Source organism: Vagococcus humatus, assembly GCF_003950325.1.
GTDB classification, from domain to species: Bacteria; Bacillota; Bacilli; order Lactobacillales; family Vagococcaceae; genus Vagococcus_C; species Vagococcus_C humatus.
Window position 1 is genome coordinate 388,304 of sequence record NZ_PXZH01000002.1, and the last position, 19,762, is coordinate 408,065.

10 protein-coding genes, 1 rRNA gene and 1 pseudogene are annotated in these 19,762 nt (G+C 34.3%); 11 read left to right on the top strand and 1 reads right to left on the bottom strand.

All coding sequences use genetic code 11. From position 1 onward, the window contains the following. Positions 1-10: 10 nt before the first annotated feature. From C7P63_RS06895 to clpB, 6 genes are all read left to right on the top strand, one after another. Positions 11-3,430: an FtsX-like permease family protein gene (locus tag C7P63_RS06895; protein ID WP_125943422.1), complete on the top strand. Its 3,420-nt coding sequence runs from the start codon at positions 11-13 to the stop codon at positions 3,428-3,430. Between the two features lie 159 nt (positions 3,431-3,589). Then, complete coding sequence (locus C7P63_RS06900) at positions 3,590-5,071, top strand: aldehyde dehydrogenase family protein (protein ID WP_125943423.1); 1,482 nt, start codon at positions 3,590-3,592, stop codon at positions 5,069-5,071. A gap of 134 nt (positions 5,072-5,205) precedes the next feature. Next, entirely contained in the window at positions 5,206-6,075 is an 870-nt protein-coding gene (locus C7P63_RS06905; RefSeq protein WP_125943424.1) for a class II fructose-bisphosphate aldolase, read from the top strand. A gap of 182 nt (positions 6,076-6,257) precedes the next feature. Then, a complete protein-coding gene (locus C7P63_RS06910; RefSeq protein ID WP_125943425.1) occupies positions 6,258-6,728 on the top strand; it encodes an Rrf2 family transcriptional regulator in 471 nt (156 codons plus the stop codon). 20 nt (positions 6,729-6,748) lie between these two features. Continuing rightward, entirely contained in the window at positions 6,749-9,466 is a 2,718-nt protein-coding gene (locus C7P63_RS06915) for a YhgE/Pip domain-containing protein (RefSeq protein ID WP_125943426.1), read from the top strand. A gap of 106 nt (positions 9,467-9,572) precedes the next feature. Further along, positions 9,573-12,173: an ATP-dependent chaperone ClpB gene (clpB, locus tag C7P63_RS06920; protein WP_125943427.1), complete on the top strand. Its 2,601-nt coding sequence runs from the start codon at positions 9,573-9,575 to the stop codon at positions 12,171-12,173. A gap of 74 nt (positions 12,174-12,247) precedes the next feature. Here clpB and C7P63_RS06925 read toward each other — a convergent pair whose 3' ends face one another. Further along, positions 12,248-13,474, bottom strand: coding sequence for a GNAT family N-acetyltransferase (locus C7P63_RS06925; protein WP_125943428.1), 1,227 nt, complete (start codon positions 13,472-13,474; stop codon positions 12,248-12,250). Between the two features lie 169 nt (positions 13,475-13,643). Here C7P63_RS06925 and lepA point away from each other — a divergent pair, with 169 nt between their 5' ends. The 5 genes and pseudogenes from lepA to C7P63_RS06950 all read left to right on the top strand — a co-directional run. Further along, the gene (gene lepA, locus C7P63_RS06930; RefSeq protein ID WP_125943429.1) at positions 13,644-15,479 is read left to right on the top strand and encodes a translation elongation factor 4; all 1,836 of its coding nucleotides are present in this window, start codon (positions 13,644-13,646) and stop codon (positions 15,477-15,479) included. 398 nt (positions 15,480-15,877) lie between these two features. After that, positions 15,878-16,057 carry a hypothetical protein gene (locus tag C7P63_RS06935; protein ID WP_125943430.1) on the top strand — a complete coding sequence of 60 codons (180 nt, stop codon included), beginning with the start codon at positions 15,878-15,880 and terminating at the stop codon, positions 16,055-16,057. 188 nt (positions 16,058-16,245) lie between these two features. Beyond that, positions 16,246-18,306 (top strand): annotated as a pseudogene (locus tag C7P63_RS06940) (copper-translocating P-type ATPase). A gap of 543 nt (positions 18,307-18,849) precedes the next feature. Next, entirely contained in the window at positions 18,850-19,281 is a 432-nt protein-coding gene (locus tag C7P63_RS06945) for a Fur family transcriptional regulator (protein WP_165863794.1), read from the top strand. 418 nt (positions 19,282-19,699) lie between these two features. Then, positions 19,700-19,762: ribosomal RNA gene (locus C7P63_RS06950) — 16S ribosomal RNA — on the top strand; the annotation flags it as partial.

Below are 19,762 nucleotides of genomic sequence, written 5' to 3' on the forward strand. Positions count from 1 at the left end.
GAGAAGCATTATGAGCAAAACTTCTTTATTTAAAAATACAACTCGTGAATTCTTACGGTCTAAAGCTCGGTTTTTATCTATACTTGGGATTATTTTTTTAGGTGTTACTTTTTATGCGGGAATTAAAGCGACAGGACCAGATATGTTAAAAACAGCTACCCATTATTATGAGCAACAGGCTTTAATGGATTTAAAAGTGATGAGTGATTTAGGTATTAATCAGGATGATATTGACTGGTTAAAGAAAGAAACTACCGTCCAAAAAGTTATGCCTGTTTACAGTCAGGATATTAATTTGATAGAGAAAAATAAAGTGGTAAAACTCTATTCCTATCATGAAAACACAGAAAAGCAACTTAATCGTTTAGTACTGACTAAAGGTAGACTACCTAAAAAAAATAATGAAGTCCTGCTTGATTCACGGATGCTTGACGCAAAGGAGTATCAGATTGGAGATGAGTTTAAGCTTAAAACCAATGAGGACTTGACGAATGTATTAAAAAGAACTGACTATAAAATTGTTGGTTTTGTTAATTCACCTTTATATATTGAGCATATCAGCCGAGGTAATACTCAAATTGGCAAAGGGAGCTTAGATTTTTTTGCTTATGTTCCTGAAGCTAATTTTAAATTACCAGTTTATACAGAAGCTTATATTCAATTAAAACAACCAGGGATAGCCTATTCAAAGGAATATGAAACAACTGTTAAACAAGTAAAAAAACAGTTAGTTTCAGGTAGTCAAAAGCAAGGAGAGCAGCGAGTTAATTCTTTTTTAAAACAGTTAGATAAAGAAACAAAGCAAGCCAAACAGGATTTAGCTGTTGGGGATAAAAAAATTAAAGAAGCTCAAGAAACTCTACAACAAGGACAAGAAAAATTAGCCAAAGGTAAAGAGGAATATCAACAAGGGCTTCAACAATTCCAAGCAGAGATCCAATCAGGGAAAGAACAATTAACAGCTAAAGAAGCGCAGTTAGTCCAAAGTGAACAAGATATAAAAACAAAAGAACAACAACTAAATGCTAGTCAACAACAATTGGATCAACTAAAGGCTCAGTTAGGCACTAGTACGATTAATTTAGAGCAAAATTTAGCAGGCTTATCCCAAAGTATACAACTATTAACCGCTCAACAACTTGCTTTTGCTAAACAATTGCAGCAGTTGACACTTATTCAAGAAGGGATAAAAGCTACTATTCAACAAGTGTCAGTCGGAGAAGTAATCCCAACAGATGTTTTAGAAACCTGGATAGCAGGTTTAGATAATCCAGTGGTAGATTATTCTAGCCAACAGAATTTTTTAAGACATTTAATTGGAAAACCAATTACTTTAGAGGAATTAACTCAAATAAAGGTGTTAGGAGTAGAAATATCTCAAGGGAAACCTATCATTCAACAAAATGTAACCAATATCTCGCAACAATTAGCGGAAAAACAAACTGCTTATCAAGGATTGAAAACCTATCAAGAGAAGGCTCAAGCATTAGAAACCTTTAGACAAGGACTTTTAGCTGGTAAAATGCAGTTAGCCAGTGGTAAACAAGCCATAAAAGAAGGAAAAGATAAGTTGAATGATAAAGAAAAAGAAGGAGAAGAGACATTAGCAGCTAGTAAAGAACAACTAGCGACTAGTGAAGCGGAGTTAAAACAAGGAGAAAGTAAGCTAGCAAAAGAAACAGAAAAGTTAGCTACAGGTAAAAAGAAATTAGCGACTGCTTTAAAAGAAAAAGAGAAAATAACCTCGCCAACGTATTATGTCTTTACGCGAGATGACTTACCTGGGTACAGCGAATTTAAAGAAAATGCTAACCGAATTTCTTCCATTGCGACTATTTTTCCAGTATTTTTCTTTATGATTGCGGCTTTGGTGAGTTTAACCACCATGACAAGAATGGTAGATGAAAAACGGAGCGAAATTGGGACCCTTAAAGCATTAGGCTACACCAACCGAGAAATCTCACAAAAATATGTTATCTATGCAGCTGTGGCAGCTATTGTGGGAACTGTTTTAGGTTTAGCTGTTGGTTTTTATGTTTTCCCAACTGTTATATTTGATGCTTATCGGACGATGTATAATTTACCAAAAGCATTGATTCATTTGTATCCTAGCTACTCAATTCAGTCTTTAGTTGTGGCACTACTTTGTACTATTGGTGCTAGTTTAATAGTTCTTCGAGTCGATTTGGTCAGTGTGCCAGCGAACCTAATGCGACCGAAAGCTCCTAAAATAGGCAAACGTATTTTACTAGAACGAGTACCATTTATTTGGAATCGGTTTAATTTTAATCAAAAAATTACAGCACGTAATCTTTTCCGTTATAAACAACGGATGCTTATGACCGTGTTTGGTATTGCAGGATGTATGGCTTTGTTAGTCACTGGTTTTGGCTTAAAGGATTCGATTGTTGATATTGTTGATTTACAATTTGGAAAAATTTGGACCTATGATAGCTTAGTTATCCAAAAGGAAGGTGTTACCAAGAAGGAACAGGAAAAATATATAGAAAATTTGGAACAGTTGCCTAACTATCAAGATCATCTTAATATCGCAAGAGAAACTTACCAAGTTAAAAAAAGTGGTCAAACTACCCAAGAAGTGACGATTGAAGTGCCTAAAGACACAGAAAAGTTATCGCAGTTTATTCAATTTAGAGACCGTCAAACACAAAAAAAACAGCCCCTAACAGAGAAGGGCGTCTTAATAACTGAAAAACTAGCTAAATTATTCCAAGTAAAAGTTGGAGATACAATCACGGTTAGAGACAAAAAAGATGTTAGCTATCAGTTAAAGGTATCAGGAATTGTGGAAAATTATGCGATGCATTTTATTTATATGACCCCGTCTTATTATCAAAAAATCTTCCAACATGTACCTGTATACAATGGGGATTTAATTACTTTTGACAAAACTTTATCTAAACAAAAGGAAAATCGATTAGCTGAGAAGTTAATGAAGGATCCAACAGTTGTGAATGTTTCTTTTGTGTCTGAAATGAGTGAAGCAATGGAAGAAACGATTAAAAGTTTAGATGTTGTTATGACAGTTATCATTATTTCTGCAGCTCTTTTAGCTTTTATTGTCTTGTATAATTTAACCAATATCAATATCTCCGAGCGGATACGGGAATTGTCGACTATAAAAGTTTTAGGTTTTTATAACTTAGAGGTAACTCGCTATATTTACCGAGAAAATGATTTGCTAACTTTATTAGGTATTTTAGTTGGGTGTTTAGTAGGAAAATGGCTACACTATTTTGTACTACAAACCTCTGAAGTAGATATGATGATGTTTTCTCCAGTGATTCACTTGACTAGCTATCTTTATGCTGGTTTGTTAAGTCTTTTATTCTCTTTATTAGTCATGCTAGTGATGCATCAGCGACTTAGAAAAATTGATATGATTGAAGCGTTAAAATCAGTGGATTAGAAAAAAACTACCAGTTTAGGCTGGTAGTTTTTTTATTGGTATAGGTATAAAAAAGAATTAATTTTTATTTAATTCACAAACAAAAAGATTGCTAATGAAAAATGAAAGCGATACAATGTGAGTAATGACAAAGAAATAGTTTAGAAGGGAGATATAAAAATGGTTGAATTTCCGAAAATTAAGCAAGAATATGGTTTGTTTATTGGTGGAGAATTTATAAATGGTACAGATGGTAAACGATTAGAGGCTATTAATCCTGCTTCAGGTGAAAAATTAAGTACCTTTATTGACGCTACTAATGAAGATGTGGATTATGCAGTAGAGGTAGCCGCTAAAGCACAAGAAACTTGGGGGAAAACTAGTTTAGTTGAACGTAGTCAAATCTTACTTCAACTTGCTGATGTGATTGAAGAAAATGCTGATTATTTAGCAATGATTGAAACCTTAGATAATGGTAAACCTTTTAGAGAAACAAGAAATATCGATATAGTTGAAGGAGCAGATCATTTTAGATACTTTGCAGGAGTGTTGCGAAGTGAAGAGGGAGCTGCTCAAGCCTTTAGTCAAGATCAATTAAGTATTGTCTTGCGCGAGCCAATTGGTGTGGTAGGTCAGATTATTCCTTGGAATTTTCCTTTTTTAATGGCAGCTTGGAAGATTGCTCCAGCATTAGCAGCTGGTGACAGTATTTTAATTCATCCTTCTTCTTCCACTTCTCTTAGTTTGTTAGCCTTTGCAGATTTAATTAAAGAAATTGTGCCAAAAGGTGTTTTAAATATAATAACTGGAAAAGGGGCTAAATCAGGGGATTACATGTTACATCACCCAGGTATTGCTAAATTAGCATTTACCGGTTCTACAGAAGTAGGGTATAACGTAGCAAAAGCGGCAGCAGATCGTTTAATTCCAGCTACACTAGAGTTAGGTGGTAAATCAGCTAATATTTTCTTTGATGATATGCCATTTGATAAAGCAATCGAAGGCGCTCAAATGGGTATTTTATTTAATCAAGGACAAGTCTGTAGTGCAGGATCTAGGATATTTGTTCAAGAAGGCATTTATGATAAATTTGTCCCAGCATTAATCGACGCGTTTAAACAAGTAAAAGTAGGACTACCTTGGGAGCCAACTACTCAAATGGGGTCACAAATAAATGAACGTCAATTAGAAAAAATTCTTTCCTATGTAGAAGTTGGACAAAAAGAAGGAGCTAAAGTAGCCGTTGGAGGAAAACGTATCACAGAAGGACCACTAGGCAAAGGTTGCTTTATGGAACCGACTTTACTAACAGATGTAACTAATGATATGCGAGTTGCTCAAGAAGAAATTTTTGGCCCAGTTGCTGTGGTAATTAAGTTTAAAGAAGTAGAGGAAGTTATAGAAATGGCTAATGATTCCGAATATGGTTTAGGTGGAGCAGTTTGGACGAAAGACTTATCTCGCGCTATTAAAGTCGCTCGTAGTATTCAAACAGGTAGAGTCTGGGTAAACACTTATAATCAAATTCCAGCAGGGGCTCCTTTCGGTGGTTATAAAAAATCAGGAATTGGCCGAGAAACTTATAAAACTATGCTAGACGCTTACAGCCAGATGAAAAATATCTTCATTGATACGGCTGAAAATGGGCCAGGTCTTTACTAAAATTTCATGAAAACTGAAAAACTTTTCACGATTATGAGATAAAGGTAGCATTGTACCAATATTTTTGCTAAAATAGACGTGTCAGTTAAGTAAAAACTTAACCAAAATGATTTCCATATTAGGAGGAATTATAAATGCCATTAGTATCAGCAACAGAAATGTTACAAAATGCTCGTAAAGGTCACTATGCCATTGGTGCATTCAACACAAACAACTTAGAGTGGACAAAAGCTATTTTAAAAGCGGCTGAAGAAGCAAAATCTCCAGTTATTATCCAAACTTCTATGGGTGCTGCCAAATACATGGGTGGTTACAAAGTATGCCTTAATTTAGTTCAAAACTTAATGGAATCAATGAATATCACTGTTCCAGTGGCTATTCACTTAGATCACGGTGAATATGATCATGCTATGGAATGTATTGAAGTAGGTTATACATCAGTTATGTATGATGGTTCTCACTTACCATTTGATGAAAACTTAGAAAAAGCAAAAGAAGTAGTCGCAGCAGCTCACGCTAAAGGCGTATCAGTTGAATGTGAAGTAGGTAGTATCGGTGGAGAAGAAGACGGTATTATCGGTTCTGGTGAATTAGCAGATCCAGAACAATGTAAACAAATGGTTGAAACAGGAATTGATTTCCTTGCAGCAGGTATTGGAAATATTCATGGTTCATATCCTGAAAATTGGGCAGGTTTAAGTTTTGACCGTCTAAAAGAAATTGCCGATGTAACTGATGGAATTCCAATGGTATTACACGGTGGATCAGGTATTCCTTTAGATCAAATCCAAAAAGCTATTTCTCTAGGTGTTTCAAAAATTAACGTGAATACTGAATGTCAAGAAGTGTTTGCAGCAGCAACACGTAAATATATTGAAGAAGAAAAAGATTTACAAGGTAAAGGCTTTGACCCTCGTAAATTATTAGCACCAGGAACTGATGCTGTTGTTGAATTAGTAAAACAACGTATGGAATGGTTTGGTTCAACAGGTAAAGCTGAATAATGCATAGTTATTTGATGCAATAGATTGAAGACTAGATGAGTTAACTCATCTAGTCTTTTTTTGCGTATTAGTAGTCAAAGGCTGAATAAAAAAGATATAATAAAAAAGAGTAGAAAAGGTTGCATGGTGGATAAAAAAAGTCTATAATGGCTTTTTGTAATCAACAAAAAGGAGATGATTGAGTGCGCTTAACAAACGCAACGGAACAGGCGATTGCTATCATGGCAATTATTGCAACCCAAGAACCGTCTTCATTGGTTTCCTCTGAATGTATTTATAGCAAGCTGTCTGTTTCACGTTCTTATATCAAAAAACTTTTAAGAAAATTAGTGGTTTCCAATATTATTGAAGGTATATCTGGTAATAGCGGTGGATTTTCTTTAAATAAACCCTTAGATCAAATAACTTTATACGATATTGTGGAATCCATTGAAGGTCCTTTAGAAACATTTCCAGACATGGGAGTCTTACAACGCGCTTTTTCTGAATTTGATGAAATTGCACAAAATGGACATAACATTGTTTCGTCTTATTTTAATATTGCAGATCGCGCTTGGGAACTAGAGTTACGAAAAGTTACGATTCAAGAAGTATTAATGCAAGTGTTCAATCAGGAAGCAGTGATTCCTAGTAGAGATTGGAACCAATCATAAGATGAAAGAAGATGATAAAAATGAATGTGAAATTAAAACATGTTAAAGAACTGTATAAATTAGACTGGAAACGGATATTCCGTAATAAATTAACCTTATTCTTTATAGTAGCCTTAATGGTCATCCCTTCTCTTTATGCTTGGTTCAATATTGCGGCACTTTGGGATCCTTATGCTAACACTGGAGATATAAAAATTGCAGTCTACTCTTCAGATGAAGAAGTAGAGGTCATGGATAAAAAAGTCAATGTAGGGAAAAAAATTGTTAAAAACCTACGGACTAATGATGCGATTGGCTGGCAATTTGTGGATTCTAAAAAAGAACTAGATGATGGGGTAAAAAGTGGTAAATACTATGCAGGAATTTATTTACCTAAAAACTTTTCAGAAAATTTAGTTAGTTTCGTTAATGGTGAAATCAAAAAACCAGAAATTGAATACAGTGTGAACCAAAAGATTAATGCGATTGCTCCTAAAATTGCAGACAAGGGAGCAGGAACCATCCAAGAAACCATTAGTAAAGAGTTTATTGGTGTGGTAAGTAAAACCTTGCTCAAAACTTTTAACGAAATAGGTTATGACTTAGATGCTAATTTACCAAGTATTAATAAGTTAACTAGTAAAATTTTAGAGATTGATGATAATTTAGACAAAATTGAAGGTTATACAAAAGAAGTTCAAGATTTAAATAAAAAAATGCCTGAATACAAAGAAAAATTGGCGAAAGCCAACGAATTTATTGACTACTTACCAGAAGTTACCAAAATGGGAAATAAAGTAGTGCAAGTAAATAATATGTTGCCTGAAATCAGAGAATCGGGAAAAATGATCATTAGTTTGCAAAACAAAATTCCGCAGATTCGTAGTGCTGGTGCTCAGTTGAACATGATTGATAGTGACTTTGATAAAGTAACTAAAATAATGGATGAGGCTATTACGGAAGCAAATAAAGGATTAAGTATTATGACCGAAGCCCAACAAGTGTTACCTCAAGTAGCTTTGGTGGCTAATGCAGCAAATCAGCTGATTCCAGAAGTGAAAGATAACGTTCAAAAAATTCAAGATGCTATGCCTCAAGTAGCTTCAGGTATAGGGATTGGGACTCAGCTAATTGGAACAACTGCCTCTGATATTAGTCGAATTAGTGAAGATTTAGCTCAATTAGTTAACAATCATGAGCTAACTCCAGAAAAGAAAGCAGACATTCAGTCAGTTTTAGCTAAATTAGCTACAAGTTTAGAAACGCTTAATCGGTTAATTGACTCTACTACTACCTCGTTAACCCAGTTACAAACAATAACAGGGAGTAATAAGTTGCAAGATGTTATTGATCAATTAGGCAAAGCTAAACGAATGATCCAACCTATCATTCAAGATATTTACTTTATTAGCAATAACTTGGATTATGTGTCAACTGACGTTATTATTAATCGGTTGTTAACCATTAGTGAGCAAAGTAACCGACTAGCAGAAACGTTAGATGGTATTAATCCTCAAGCAATTCAAACACGAGTAAATTCTATGTTAGATAAAGTTCAAACGATGTTAGCCGGAGCTCAAAAGTTAACAAGTCAGATAGATAATCAAAAGATTAATGATATTAATCGCTTGTTAGATAGTACCAGTCAAACGGTAAGAGAAGCGATTGCTTTACTACAAAAATATCAGCAGCAATTACCAGCAATGAAGCAAGAAGTTCACTCTGCTAATGTGCTAGTTAATAGTAATATGGAACGAATTGTTGGGGCTATTAATAAAGCAGCCTACATGTATCAAAATGATTTACCTAACTTAGAGCAAAAATTATCTAAAGCTTCCTCTTTTGTTATTAATGATTGGCCAAATATTGAACATGACTTAAAACGAACTATGAGTATGGTGAATGAAAAAGTACCGGAAGTGGAAGAAGCTTTAACAATGGCAGATGATATGATTCAAAATGATTGGCCTAATATCAGAACAGGTATTGAAAAAGCTGCTGATGGTATTAGAAAAGGTCAAAAAGATTTTGATCTAAAAGAAGTCATTAAATTATTGAAATCAGATGTAAATAAAGAAACTAATTTTATTAAAAATCCAGTTAAAATCGCTCAAAAAGATGTCTATCCTGTACCAAACTATGGGTCAGCTAGTACACCTTTCTATACAACTTTGTGTTTATGGGTAGGTGCTTTACTGTTATCTAGTTTAGCTACAACAGATGTTCACTTGAGAGGTCGTCAGCTTAAACGTTATAGTAAACGAGAACAATTTTTATCTCGGATGATGACGTATCTGACTATTGGATTTTTCCAAACCTTAATTGTTACATTAGGGAATTTATGGTTATTAGATGTTTATGTGGTAGATTCTTTCTACAGTGTGTTATTTGCGTTCATTGTAGGGTTAGCCTTTATGATGATTGTTTATGTGCTAGTAGCCCTGTTTAACAACTTAGGAAAAGGAATGGCGATTATTATTTTAGTTCTGTCCATTTCTGGTGGGGGAGGTAACTTCCCTATCCAAATGTCAGGACCTTTCTTTAGATTTATTAATCCACTGTTACCTTTTACTTACGGAGTTAATTTACTTAGAGAACCTGTTGGAGGAATTTACTGGCCAAATGCTAAAAAATACATCTTTGTATTAATCTTATTTACAGTTGTCTTCTTCTTATTAGGCTTTATTTTATATCCATATGTAAAAGATAAAGTAAAAGCATTAGATGAAAAAATGCATGGAGGACGAATTATCCATTAGACGAAAAAATCACCTGGTAGCAGGTGATTTTTTTAATGGGTTTCATTTGACCATTTTTGACCAAAAGGCGTATAATAGAATATGTAATAAAAGGAGGGATTAACGGATGAATCCAGAAAAAATGACCACAACGTTACAAGAAGCACTTGCTGAAGCTCAACAAGTTGCAATGGTTCGGAAACATCAAGAGATTGATATTGCTCATTTATGGCGAATTTTTATTCAACCAGATCATTTTGCTTATCGCTTGTACCAAGACTTAGGGGTAGACATGACTGCTTTTGATCAGAAGGTAGATCAAGTCTTAGATAGTCTGTCTATAGTGGAGGGCAGTTCTGTTCAATACGGCCAAAGCTTTAGTCAGAATTTATTTCATCTGTTACAAGCTGCAGATCAGTTAAAAAATACCTTTCAAGATGAGTACCTCGCAACTGAAATAGTTTTATTAGCATTGATGACATTAAAAAATTATCCTCTGACTAAATTTCTAACAAGTCAAGGACTAACTGAAGAAAAACTAACAGACAAAATTAAAAAAATGCGAGGAGGAGATTCTGTGACATCGCAAAATCAAGAAGAACAATATGAAGCTTTAGAAAAATATGGTGTGGATTTAGTTAAGCAAGTAAAAAGCGGTAAACAAGATCCTATTATTGGCCGAGATGAAGAAATTAGAGATGTTATTCGAATTTTATCTCGTAAAACAAAAAACAATCCAGTTTTAATTGGGGAACCAGGTGTAGGTAAAACTGCTATTATTGAAGGGTTAGCTCAAAGGATTGTTAGAAAAGATGTGCCAGAAAACTTAAAAGATAAAACTATCTTTTCGCTAGATATGGGAGCACTTATAGCCGGAGCTAAATTCCGAGGCGAATTTGAAGAGCGTCTAAAAGCTGTGCTAAAAGAAGTGAAAAAAAGTGATGGACAAATTATTTTATTTATTGACGAAATTCACAATATTGTAGGAGCTGGTAAAACAGAAGGGTCAATGGATGCAGGTAACTTATTAAAACCTATGTTGGCTAGAGGAGAGTTGCATTGTATCGGAGCAACTACGTTAGATGAGTACCGAGAATATATGGAAAAAGATAAAGCTTTAGAGCGTCGTTTCCAACGGGTTTTAGTTCAAGAGCCTACTGTAGAAGATACAATTAGTATTTTAAGAGGATTAAAAGAGCGATTTGAAATTCATCATAGCGTTAATATCCATGATAATGCACTAGTAGCGGCAGCGACTTTATCTAACCGATATATAACTGATCGTTTTTTACCAGATAAAGCTATTGACCTAGTAGACGAAGCCTGTGCTACTATTCGGGTAGAGATGAACTCGATGCCAACAGAACTGGATCAAGTAACACGGCGAGTGATGCAGTTAGAGATAGAAGAAGCTGCTTTGAAAAAAGAACATGATGATGCTAGTAAAAAAAGATTGGAAAATCTTCGAAAAGAACTAGCTGAATTACGAGAAGAAGCTAATGACATGAAACTTCGTTGGGATACTGAAAAAGAAGAAGTTAATCAAATTAGCCGAAAACGAGAAGAATTAGATCAAGCTAGACATGCTTTGGAAGAGGCGGAAAGCGATTATGACTTAGAAAAAGCTGCAGTACTACGTCATGGTACTGTACCTAAATTAGAAAAAGAATTAAAAGAGTTAGAAGCGAAAAATCATGAACAAGAAGATAGATTAGTGCAAGAATCTGTGACTGATAATGAAATTGCTCAAGTAGTAGCTAGATTAACAGGTATTCCGATTACTCGTTTAGCAGAAGGAGAACGGGAGAAGATTTTACGCCTAAATGAAACACTACATGAACGAGTGATTGGGCAAGATGAAGCAGTAGATGCTGTATCTGATGCTGTTATTCGCTCAAGAGCAGGGTTACAAGACCCTAATCGACCTCTAGGCTCTTTCTTATTCTTAGGTCCTACTGGTGTAGGTAAAACAGAACTAGCTAAAGCTTTAGCAGAAAATCTATTTGACGCAGAAGATCACATGGTTCGAATTGATATGAGTGAGTACATGGAAAAACATAGTGTTTCTAGATTAGTCGGAGCTCCTCCAGGTTATATCGGTTACGAAGAAGGAGGACAATTAACAGAAGCAGTTAGACGAAGTCCTTATACGATTGTCCTCCTTGACGAAATTGAAAAAGCTCATCCAGATGTGTTTAATATTTTGCTGCAAGTCTTAGATGATGGTCGTTTAACAGATTCTAAAGGCCGAGTCGTTGACTTTAAAAACACTGTCTTAATTATGACCAGCAATATTGGTTCTCAGTTATTACTAGAAGGAGTATCAGAAGATGGTCAGATTGCATCAGAAACTAGTGAACAAGTATTAAGACTGCTACAAGCTCACTTTAAACCTGAATTTTTAAATCGGGTAGATGATACCATTTTATTTACTCCTTTATCTTTAGATAATATGAAAGAAATTATTGTGAAGATGACGCAACAATTAGGAGACAGATTAGCGGTTCAAGACATTCACTTAACTATTTCAGAAAAAGCGAAAGATTGGATTGCTGAAAAGGCTTATGATCCTATCTACGGAGCGCGGCCATTAAAACGTTTCTTAACAAAAGAAGTAGAAACACCTTTAGCGAAAGAAATTATCGCTGGTAGAGTAGGGCCAAAATCTAAGGTCACTATTACGATTCAATCAGATGAGTTATATTTTGAATCAGAAAAATTAAATTAGAGTATAAAAAGACACACAAGGGTAGGCACATGAAATTAGTCTACTCTTGTGTGTTTTATTGATAAAAAATTGTTTTAGAAATAGTCGCTAAAATAAGCTGTTTCATTAGAAATTAATCCTTCTAAATGTTTTAAAGTTGTGCTATCTGTTTGGAGACGCTCAATTTTATGCAAATAAGTAGGACGTTTATAGCTCATTAGAAGGCTGGTTAAGGTTTGGATATCTAAGGTGACTGGTTGACCTACAGGAGTATCTCCTAAAGTTAATTCTCCCTGTTCATCCCAAGTTAAACTAATCATTCGGTTGTTCCAGTCTGCAATAGGATCTGTAATAACAAAATGGAAAGGTTCTGTGGTGGTTTGGAAAGGATAATGTTGAATGAATTTTTCTGCATCCACAATTCTTGCCATAAAGTAAGGGGTAATGGTCTCGGTAATTTCGCTATCATCAAATAAAAAGGCGATTGGTTCATTTTTATAAGTAGTTCCTTCTACATAGTGAATCATTGAAAAATGAGCAGTAATGAAATTCCACAACCCTTTTCTTGCTTCTTGATTTAAATAAATTAATTCTTTAATATGGAAAATTTCTTCTGCAATCCAGTAAAGGCAAAAGCCAGTTGGTTGGTTGTTGGCATCATAATAAATAGCGGCAATTCTTTCTTCTTCATTTTCCCAACGCCAGTATTCTTCCCAAGCAAGCTCATCACGAATCATCGCACCGTGATTTTGTTTAGCGAAGGCATTATAAATATGAGGCACGTCTGGATGGTCAATTGGTTCTCTTTCTACAGTACCAGGTACATTAATAGCTTTAGGAAGCTGGGAATCTCTAATTTTAAAAGTCATGCGGTCAGAGATGATTTCCCAGCCTTTTCTACGGTAATAGGGAATGTTATACGGGTATAAATAAGAAATCCACTGTTCTTTTTCACGCATTTTAGTTAAACCTAAAGAAATCAACTCTTTCATTAACCCTAGATTGGCATATTCTGGATAAGTCCCAACCCCAGTTAACCCTGCCATTTGGTAGATTTTACCGTGAATATTGACTTGGCAAGGATAAATCGCCAGTTGAGAGACGAGTTGATCATCTTTTTTATCAAACCAACCAATCACATCTGCGGCTTTTAAAACAGGTCGTTTAGCTTTAGCTATTTCTTGATCGTCTTCATATCCTCCTTCTTCTAAGTCAGATTCTGTCACTTGAAACACATAGCGTAATAGTTCATTGAACTGATTTAAGTGTGTTAAAGTAACAGGTTTAATCATTAATTTTTCGCGAATTTTTTTTCGGTCCATATGTTTATCTCCTATTAATTAATACCTCCATTATAACAAATTTTTCATTGAAATAAAAAATGTGGTATCTTTATAAAGAGAAGGGTTGCGAGAGATGAAAAGTCTTTTCATTCCCAGATAACCTTGTTATAATCAAACTTGCTGAGTGAAAAGAAAGTAGGAATAAGAAATGGATATAAAAAAGTTGAAAGAAAGACAAGAAAAAATTCGGAATTTTTCGATTATTGCTCATATTGATCATGGTAAATCAACACTAGCCGATCGTATTTTGCAATTAACTGAAACAGTTTCTGATCGTGAAATGCAGGAACAGTTATTGGATTCTATGGACCTTGAAAGAGAACGAGGCATTACGATTAAATTAAATGCAGTCGAACTAAGCTATTCAGCTAAAGACGGAGAAGAATATATTTTTCACTTAATAGACACACCGGGACACGTGGATTTTAGTTATGAAGTGTCTCGAAGTTTAGCGGCCTGTGAAGGAGCTATTTTAGTTGTCGATGCAGCACAAGGGATTGAAGCTCAAACCTTGGCTAATGTCTATTTAGCTATTGATAATGATTTAGAAATTTTGCCTGTGATTAATAAAATTGACTTACCTGCAGCTGACCCTGAACGTATTCGTCAAGAAATTGAAGATATTGTGGGAATTGATGCTAGTGAAGCAGTATTAGCAAGTGCTAAATCAGGAATAGGGATTGAAGATATTTTAGAACAAGTGGTGCAATATGTGCCAGCTCCTGTTGGGGATGTAGAAGCTCCTTTAAAAGCGTTAATTTTTGACTCGGTTTACGATAGTTACCGTGGAGTCGTTTTAAATGTGAGAATCGTTGAAGGAATGGTTAAACCAGGAGACGAAATCATGTTGATGCAAAATGGTAAAAAATTTGAAGTGACGGAAGTCGGTGTGTTCTCTCCGAAAGCTGTGGCTAGAGATGTTTTATCTGTAGGAGATGTTGGCTACTTAACAGCAAGTATCAAAACAGTACAAGATACGCGAGTTGGGGATACTATTACCTTAGCGGATAATCCAGCACAAGAAGCGTTACCTGGTTACCGAAAAATGAATCCTATGGTTTATTGTGGCTTGTATCCGATTGATACCTCTAAATATAATGATTTAAGAGAAGCCCTAGAAAAATTACAATTAAATGACTCGGCTTTAGAGTTTGAACCAGAAACTTCTCAAGCCCTAGGTTTTGGTTTCCGGTGCGGTTTTTTAGGCTTACTTCATATGGATGTTGTACAAGAACGATTGGAAAGAGAATTTAATCTTGAACTGATTACGACAGCACCATCTGTTATTTACCATGTAGTGAAAACAGACGGCACTAAAGTTGTAGTAGATAACCCTGCTGAATTTCCTGAACCAGGAGTGATTGAAAGTGTAGAAGAACCCTATGTAAAAGCAGCTATTATGGTGCCAAATGAATATGTAGGAGCTGTTATGGAGTTATCCCAAAGAAAACGGGGAGACTTTATTACTATGGACTATTTAGATGATTACCGAGTAAATGTGATTTATGAATTACCTTTATCAGAAATTGTGTTTGATTTCTTTGACCGGTTAAAATCTAATACAAAAGGATATGCTTCTCTTGACTATGAAATTATTGGTTATAAACCAAGTCGACTAGTTAAAATGGATATTCTGTTAAATGGTGAAGTAGTGGATGCGCTAGGTTTCATTGTCCATAAAGATTTTGCTTATGAGCGAGGAAAAGCCATTGTTGAAAAACTGAAAAAATTAATTCCACGTCAACAATTTGAAGTGCCAGTTCAAGCAGCTATCGGACAAAAAATTGTGGCAAGATCTGACATTAAAGCTTTACGTAAAAATGTATTAGCTAAATGTTACGGTGGAGATGTGTCTAGAAAGCGTAAATTACTAGAGAAACAAAAAGAAGGTAAAAAACGTATGAAGTCTATTGGTTCTGTTGAGGTACCTCAAGAAGCGTTTATGGCAGTCTTAAAAATGGACGAGGACGAACCGAAGAAATAGTTAGGCGTAAACAGAAAAGCCTATTAACCTATATTTTATGTGTAATTAAAAACTTGTGATTTGCCTATGTAAAAAATTTTAGTTATGTTGCTATTACAATATTTAAATAAGGATAAAGCGTGAATATTCTTTTAAAAGTTGTTAAGTTATTAGTGTGTCAAAGACACCACCTTACAGGAACTGACACAATTTAATGGGATGTATTCAGAAAAGTAGTGACTAGACTACAGATTGCCGGTTTTCAACTGGTAATTTGTAGTCTAATTTTTATTAAATATGGTTATCCCTAATGTAGATTTATTCACATCGAGAGAGTTTAACTTTGGATTATCGGAATGTTTTAAGAAAGCAATTGGATTGTCAGTATCATAAATGATTCAAGCAAAAAGGGGATTAAAATGGACCTTATAATATTATTAGGAGCAATAGTTTGTGCAGTTGGATTAGCTGTCAAAATGATCAATGCAAAATGGAGTAGTAAATCAAGTGGTTATTATTTATCTAAAAATAGAATGGTATCATTAATTGAAGGGGTGATTATGATAATTGGGCTATTAATTATCTTGATAAAGGCCTAGTTTAATAGGTGGTTTGGCTAAAGATAAGCAGGTATAAGAGAAATAAAAGGGTTTAATGTTTTTATGGTTGTTCCTATTAGTTATGATAGATACTATGAAATGTTTGACATTTGCTTGTTAAAGGGTATATTCTAAATGTGAGAAATGATTACAAATGTAATTGTATAAAACTTAAGGAGGAATGTTGGATGTTGAACAAAGAAAATCATAATCATAAAGCTATGAATCGGTCTCAACATGCACACGAGGAAATGGTAGACTCTCATAATAATCATGAGATGAATCATTCCATGCATACAGAAAATTTTAAAGTGAAATTTATTATTTCACTAATATTATCTATTCCTATTATGTTATTATCACCAGTTATGGGGACTACATTGCCGTTTCAATCAACATTTAAGGGGGCAGGATGGCTTGTTCTTGTTATGGCTTCTGTCTTGTTCTTTTATGGAGGTATGCCTTTCTTAAAAGGAGCTAAAATGGAAATTAAAATGAAAAATCCAGCGATGATGACACTAATTTCGTTATGAATTTCTGTTTCATATGTTTATAGTGTTTATGCGTTTTTCGTTAATAATATTTTGCAAAGCGATGTTCATATAACTGACTTTTTTTGGGAGTTAACTACGTTAATTCTTATTATGTTGTTGGGACATTGGATAGAAATGAACGCCATTAGCAACGCTGGAAATGCCCTTCAAAAAATGGCAGAGCTTTTGCCTAGCTCTGCTACTTTAATAGATGAGGCAGGAATCATAAATGAAGTAGCACTGTCTAGTGTACAAATTGGTGACAAACTTCTAGTTAAAGCCGGTGGAAAGGTACCAACTGATGGGATTATTTTGGCTGGAAAAACAACTGTGAATGAGTCTATGGTGACAGGGGAGTCAAGGGATGTTCAAAAAATAGTCAATGATCCAGTCATTGGCGGTTCAGTTAACGGGACAGGAACTATTACGATAAAAGTGACTGGAACTGGAGAAACTGGATATCTCTCGCAAGTAATGGAATTGGTAAACAATGCACAAAAAGAAAAGTCAAAAATTGAATCATTATCTGATAAGGTAGCGAAAATGTTATTCTATGTCGCATTAATTGTAGGAATTGGTGCGTTTTTTATCTGGTTAATTATGACTAAAGATTTAAATATTGCGTTAGAGAGAATGGTGACAGTTTTGATAATTGCTTGTCCTCATGCTCTTGGACTAGCTATCCCACTGGTAACTGCAAGGGCAACCTCACTAGGTGCTAGGAATGGTTTGCTAATAAAGAAACGTCAAGCTTTGGAAGTAGCTAAAAAAGTGGAGGTTATTATGATGGATAAAACTGGAACTTTAACTGAAGGAAACTTTGCAGTTAATGAATATTTATCATTTGACCAAGAATATAGCAGAGATGATGTTCTTAAATTAATGGCAGCATTGGAGCAAAATTCCGATCATCCACTTTCAGTAGGTGTATTGAGGAAACTGAAGGAATTGCGTTTAACCACTCCTAAAGCTAGTAACGTTCATAATATACCGGGGATTGGGCTTGAAGGGAATATAGGAAAAAAATCAATAAAAATAGTTAGTGTGGCTTATTTAAAGAAACATAAGATAGATTATGATCAACCATTATTTAATGATTTGTCTAGCCAAGGTAATTCTGTTAGTTACTTAATTTTAAATGATAAAAATGTAGGGTTAGTAGCTCAAGGAGATCAAATTAAATCAGAATCTAAACAAATGATTGATGACTTGAAAGCCCAAGGAATTAAACCTGTTATGTTGACAGGAGATAATAACCAGGTGGCTTCAATTGTTGCTAAACAGTTGGGGATTGATAGTGTTTACGGAGAATTAATGCCAGAAGATAAAGAGAAAATTGTTAAAGAATATAAAGATAGAGGATTAATTGTTATGATGCTTGGTGATGGAATCAATGATGCTCCAAGTTTAGTAAGTGCAAATATTGGTGTTGCTGTCGGAGCGGGGACAGATGTAGCTATTGATTCAGCCGATATTATTTTAGTTAAAAGTAACCCTTCTGATATTTTGCACTTTCTTTCTTTAGCAAGAAATACACAACGAAAAATGGTACAGAATTTATGGTGGGGAGCTGGCTATAATATCATAGCTATCCCATTAGCTGCTGGGATATTAGCTAATTGGGGCGTTGTTTTAAGCCCTGCGGTAGGTGCTGTTTTAATGTCACTAAGTACAATTATTGTAGCTGTAAATGCGATGATGCTTAAGCTTGATTAAACAGATAATTATTTATTGTGGTTGTTTTTTTGAATCTAACTACAGATAGCTATCTGAGTCATTCAGTGATTAAGAGGTTATCAAAAAATATACACTTGATTGATAATTAATTTCTTGAGGTGACATGTTTCAAAAAGAAACATGTAAAATTGATTGTTGACATAAATAAAATGGACACAATAATCTAATATTTTTATTGCTAGAAATTGACAAAAGAACTGTCTAAAACATGGTGTCAATAGAGTGTAGAGAAGATTTGTTTAGACAGTTTAAAACTTAAAATAATTAGTTGTTATAAGATACCATCTATTGGTTGGATAAAACTTACATGAATAAATTGCTAAGAATCTAGTTAAACTAGGTTCTTTATTTTCTTTTATGCTATAATGTTAGTGGTTTAATTTGTGAAAAAATATATAGATTGAAAGAAGTATTAAGTTATAGTTAACAGCTTTTTAGTTTTTTATAATAGTTCTCTTGAAATAATAATTGTGAAAGAGTACTATTAGGATGAGAGATAATATAAACGGAGGGATTTTCATCATGTCATCGAAAGTAGAAGAAGCAGTTACTTATTTAAAAGATGCTGATATTCGTATCACTCCCCAAAGATATGCTATTTTAGAATATTTAATTGAGCATAAGTCACATCCAACAGCAGACGAAATTTATCAGGCACTGGTTGATCGCTTTCCTAGTATGAGCGTGGCTACTGTTTACAACAATTTACGTTTGTTTACAAAAATTGGCTTTGTCCAAGAAATGGCATATGGGGATGCATCTAGTCGTTTTGATTTTAGTTCAACACAACACTATCATGCAATTTGCCAAGAATGTGGAAAAATTGTGGATATCTTTTATCCAGGCTTAGAAGATGTAGAGTCAGCAACGGAACAACTAACAGGTTTTGTTATCAATGAGCATCGTTTAGAGCTATATGGTATCTGTGAAGAGTGTCAAAAAAATAACAAATAATCACTTTTAGCAAGAGAATTTAAAAAAATGCGTAAAAAGGCTTGCTTTTTTCAAATTCTCTTGCTATATTATTACTTGTCGTTAAGACAACCAACATTTTAAAAGAGAAACTTATTAAAAAAATGTTGACAAAAATTGATTAAATGATATACTTAAGAAGTTGTCATAAGAATTAAAAAACAACTTCAAAAAAATATCAAAAAAAGTTGTTGACAAAGTCAACTACTTCTGATATGATTAAGTGGTTGTTGGAAAAGACGACGAAACAAATAGATCTTTGAAAACTGAACAAAGAATAAGACGAACCAAATGTGTAGGGCGTTTTTACAAGATGTAAAAACAAACTTATATTATTTATAGTGAAGTCAATTCGCTAGCAAACAAAATTGAGCTAAATGTCTTCGGACATTATCATACTTTTATTGAGAGTTTGATCCTGGCTCAGGACGAACGCTGGCGGCGTGCCTAATACATGCAAGTC

What these genes read in the sequence shown, in the direction of transcription:
- C7P63_RS06895 (WP_125943422.1), top strand. Translation starts at nt 11, where the DNA reads ATGAGCAAAACTTCTTTATTTAAAAATACAACTCGTGAATTCTTACGG.
- C7P63_RS06900 (WP_125943423.1), top strand. Translation starts at nt 3,590, where the DNA reads ATGGTTGAATTTCCGAAAATTAAGCAAGAATATGGTTTGTTTATTGGT.
- C7P63_RS06905 (WP_125943424.1), top strand. Translation starts at nt 5,206, where the DNA reads ATGCCATTAGTATCAGCAACAGAAATGTTACAAAATGCTCGTAAAGGT.
- C7P63_RS06915 (WP_125943426.1), top strand. Translation starts at nt 6,749, where the DNA reads ATGAATGTGAAATTAAAACATGTTAAAGAACTGTATAAATTAGACTGG.
- clpB (WP_125943427.1), top strand. Translation starts at nt 9,573, where the DNA reads ATGAATCCAGAAAAAATGACCACAACGTTACAAGAAGCACTTGCTGAA.
- C7P63_RS06925 (WP_125943428.1), bottom strand. Translation starts at nt 13,474, where the DNA reads ATGGACCGAAAAAAAATTCGCGAAAAATTAATGATTAAACCTGTTACT.
- lepA (WP_125943429.1), top strand. Translation starts at nt 13,644, where the DNA reads ATGGATATAAAAAAGTTGAAAGAAAGACAAGAAAAAATTCGGAATTTT.
- C7P63_RS06935 (WP_125943430.1), top strand. Translation starts at nt 15,878, where the DNA reads ATGGACCTTATAATATTATTAGGAGCAATAGTTTGTGCAGTTGGATTA.
- C7P63_RS06945 (WP_165863794.1), top strand. Translation starts at nt 18,850, where the DNA reads ATGTCATCGAAAGTAGAAGAAGCAGTTACTTATTTAAAAGATGCTGAT.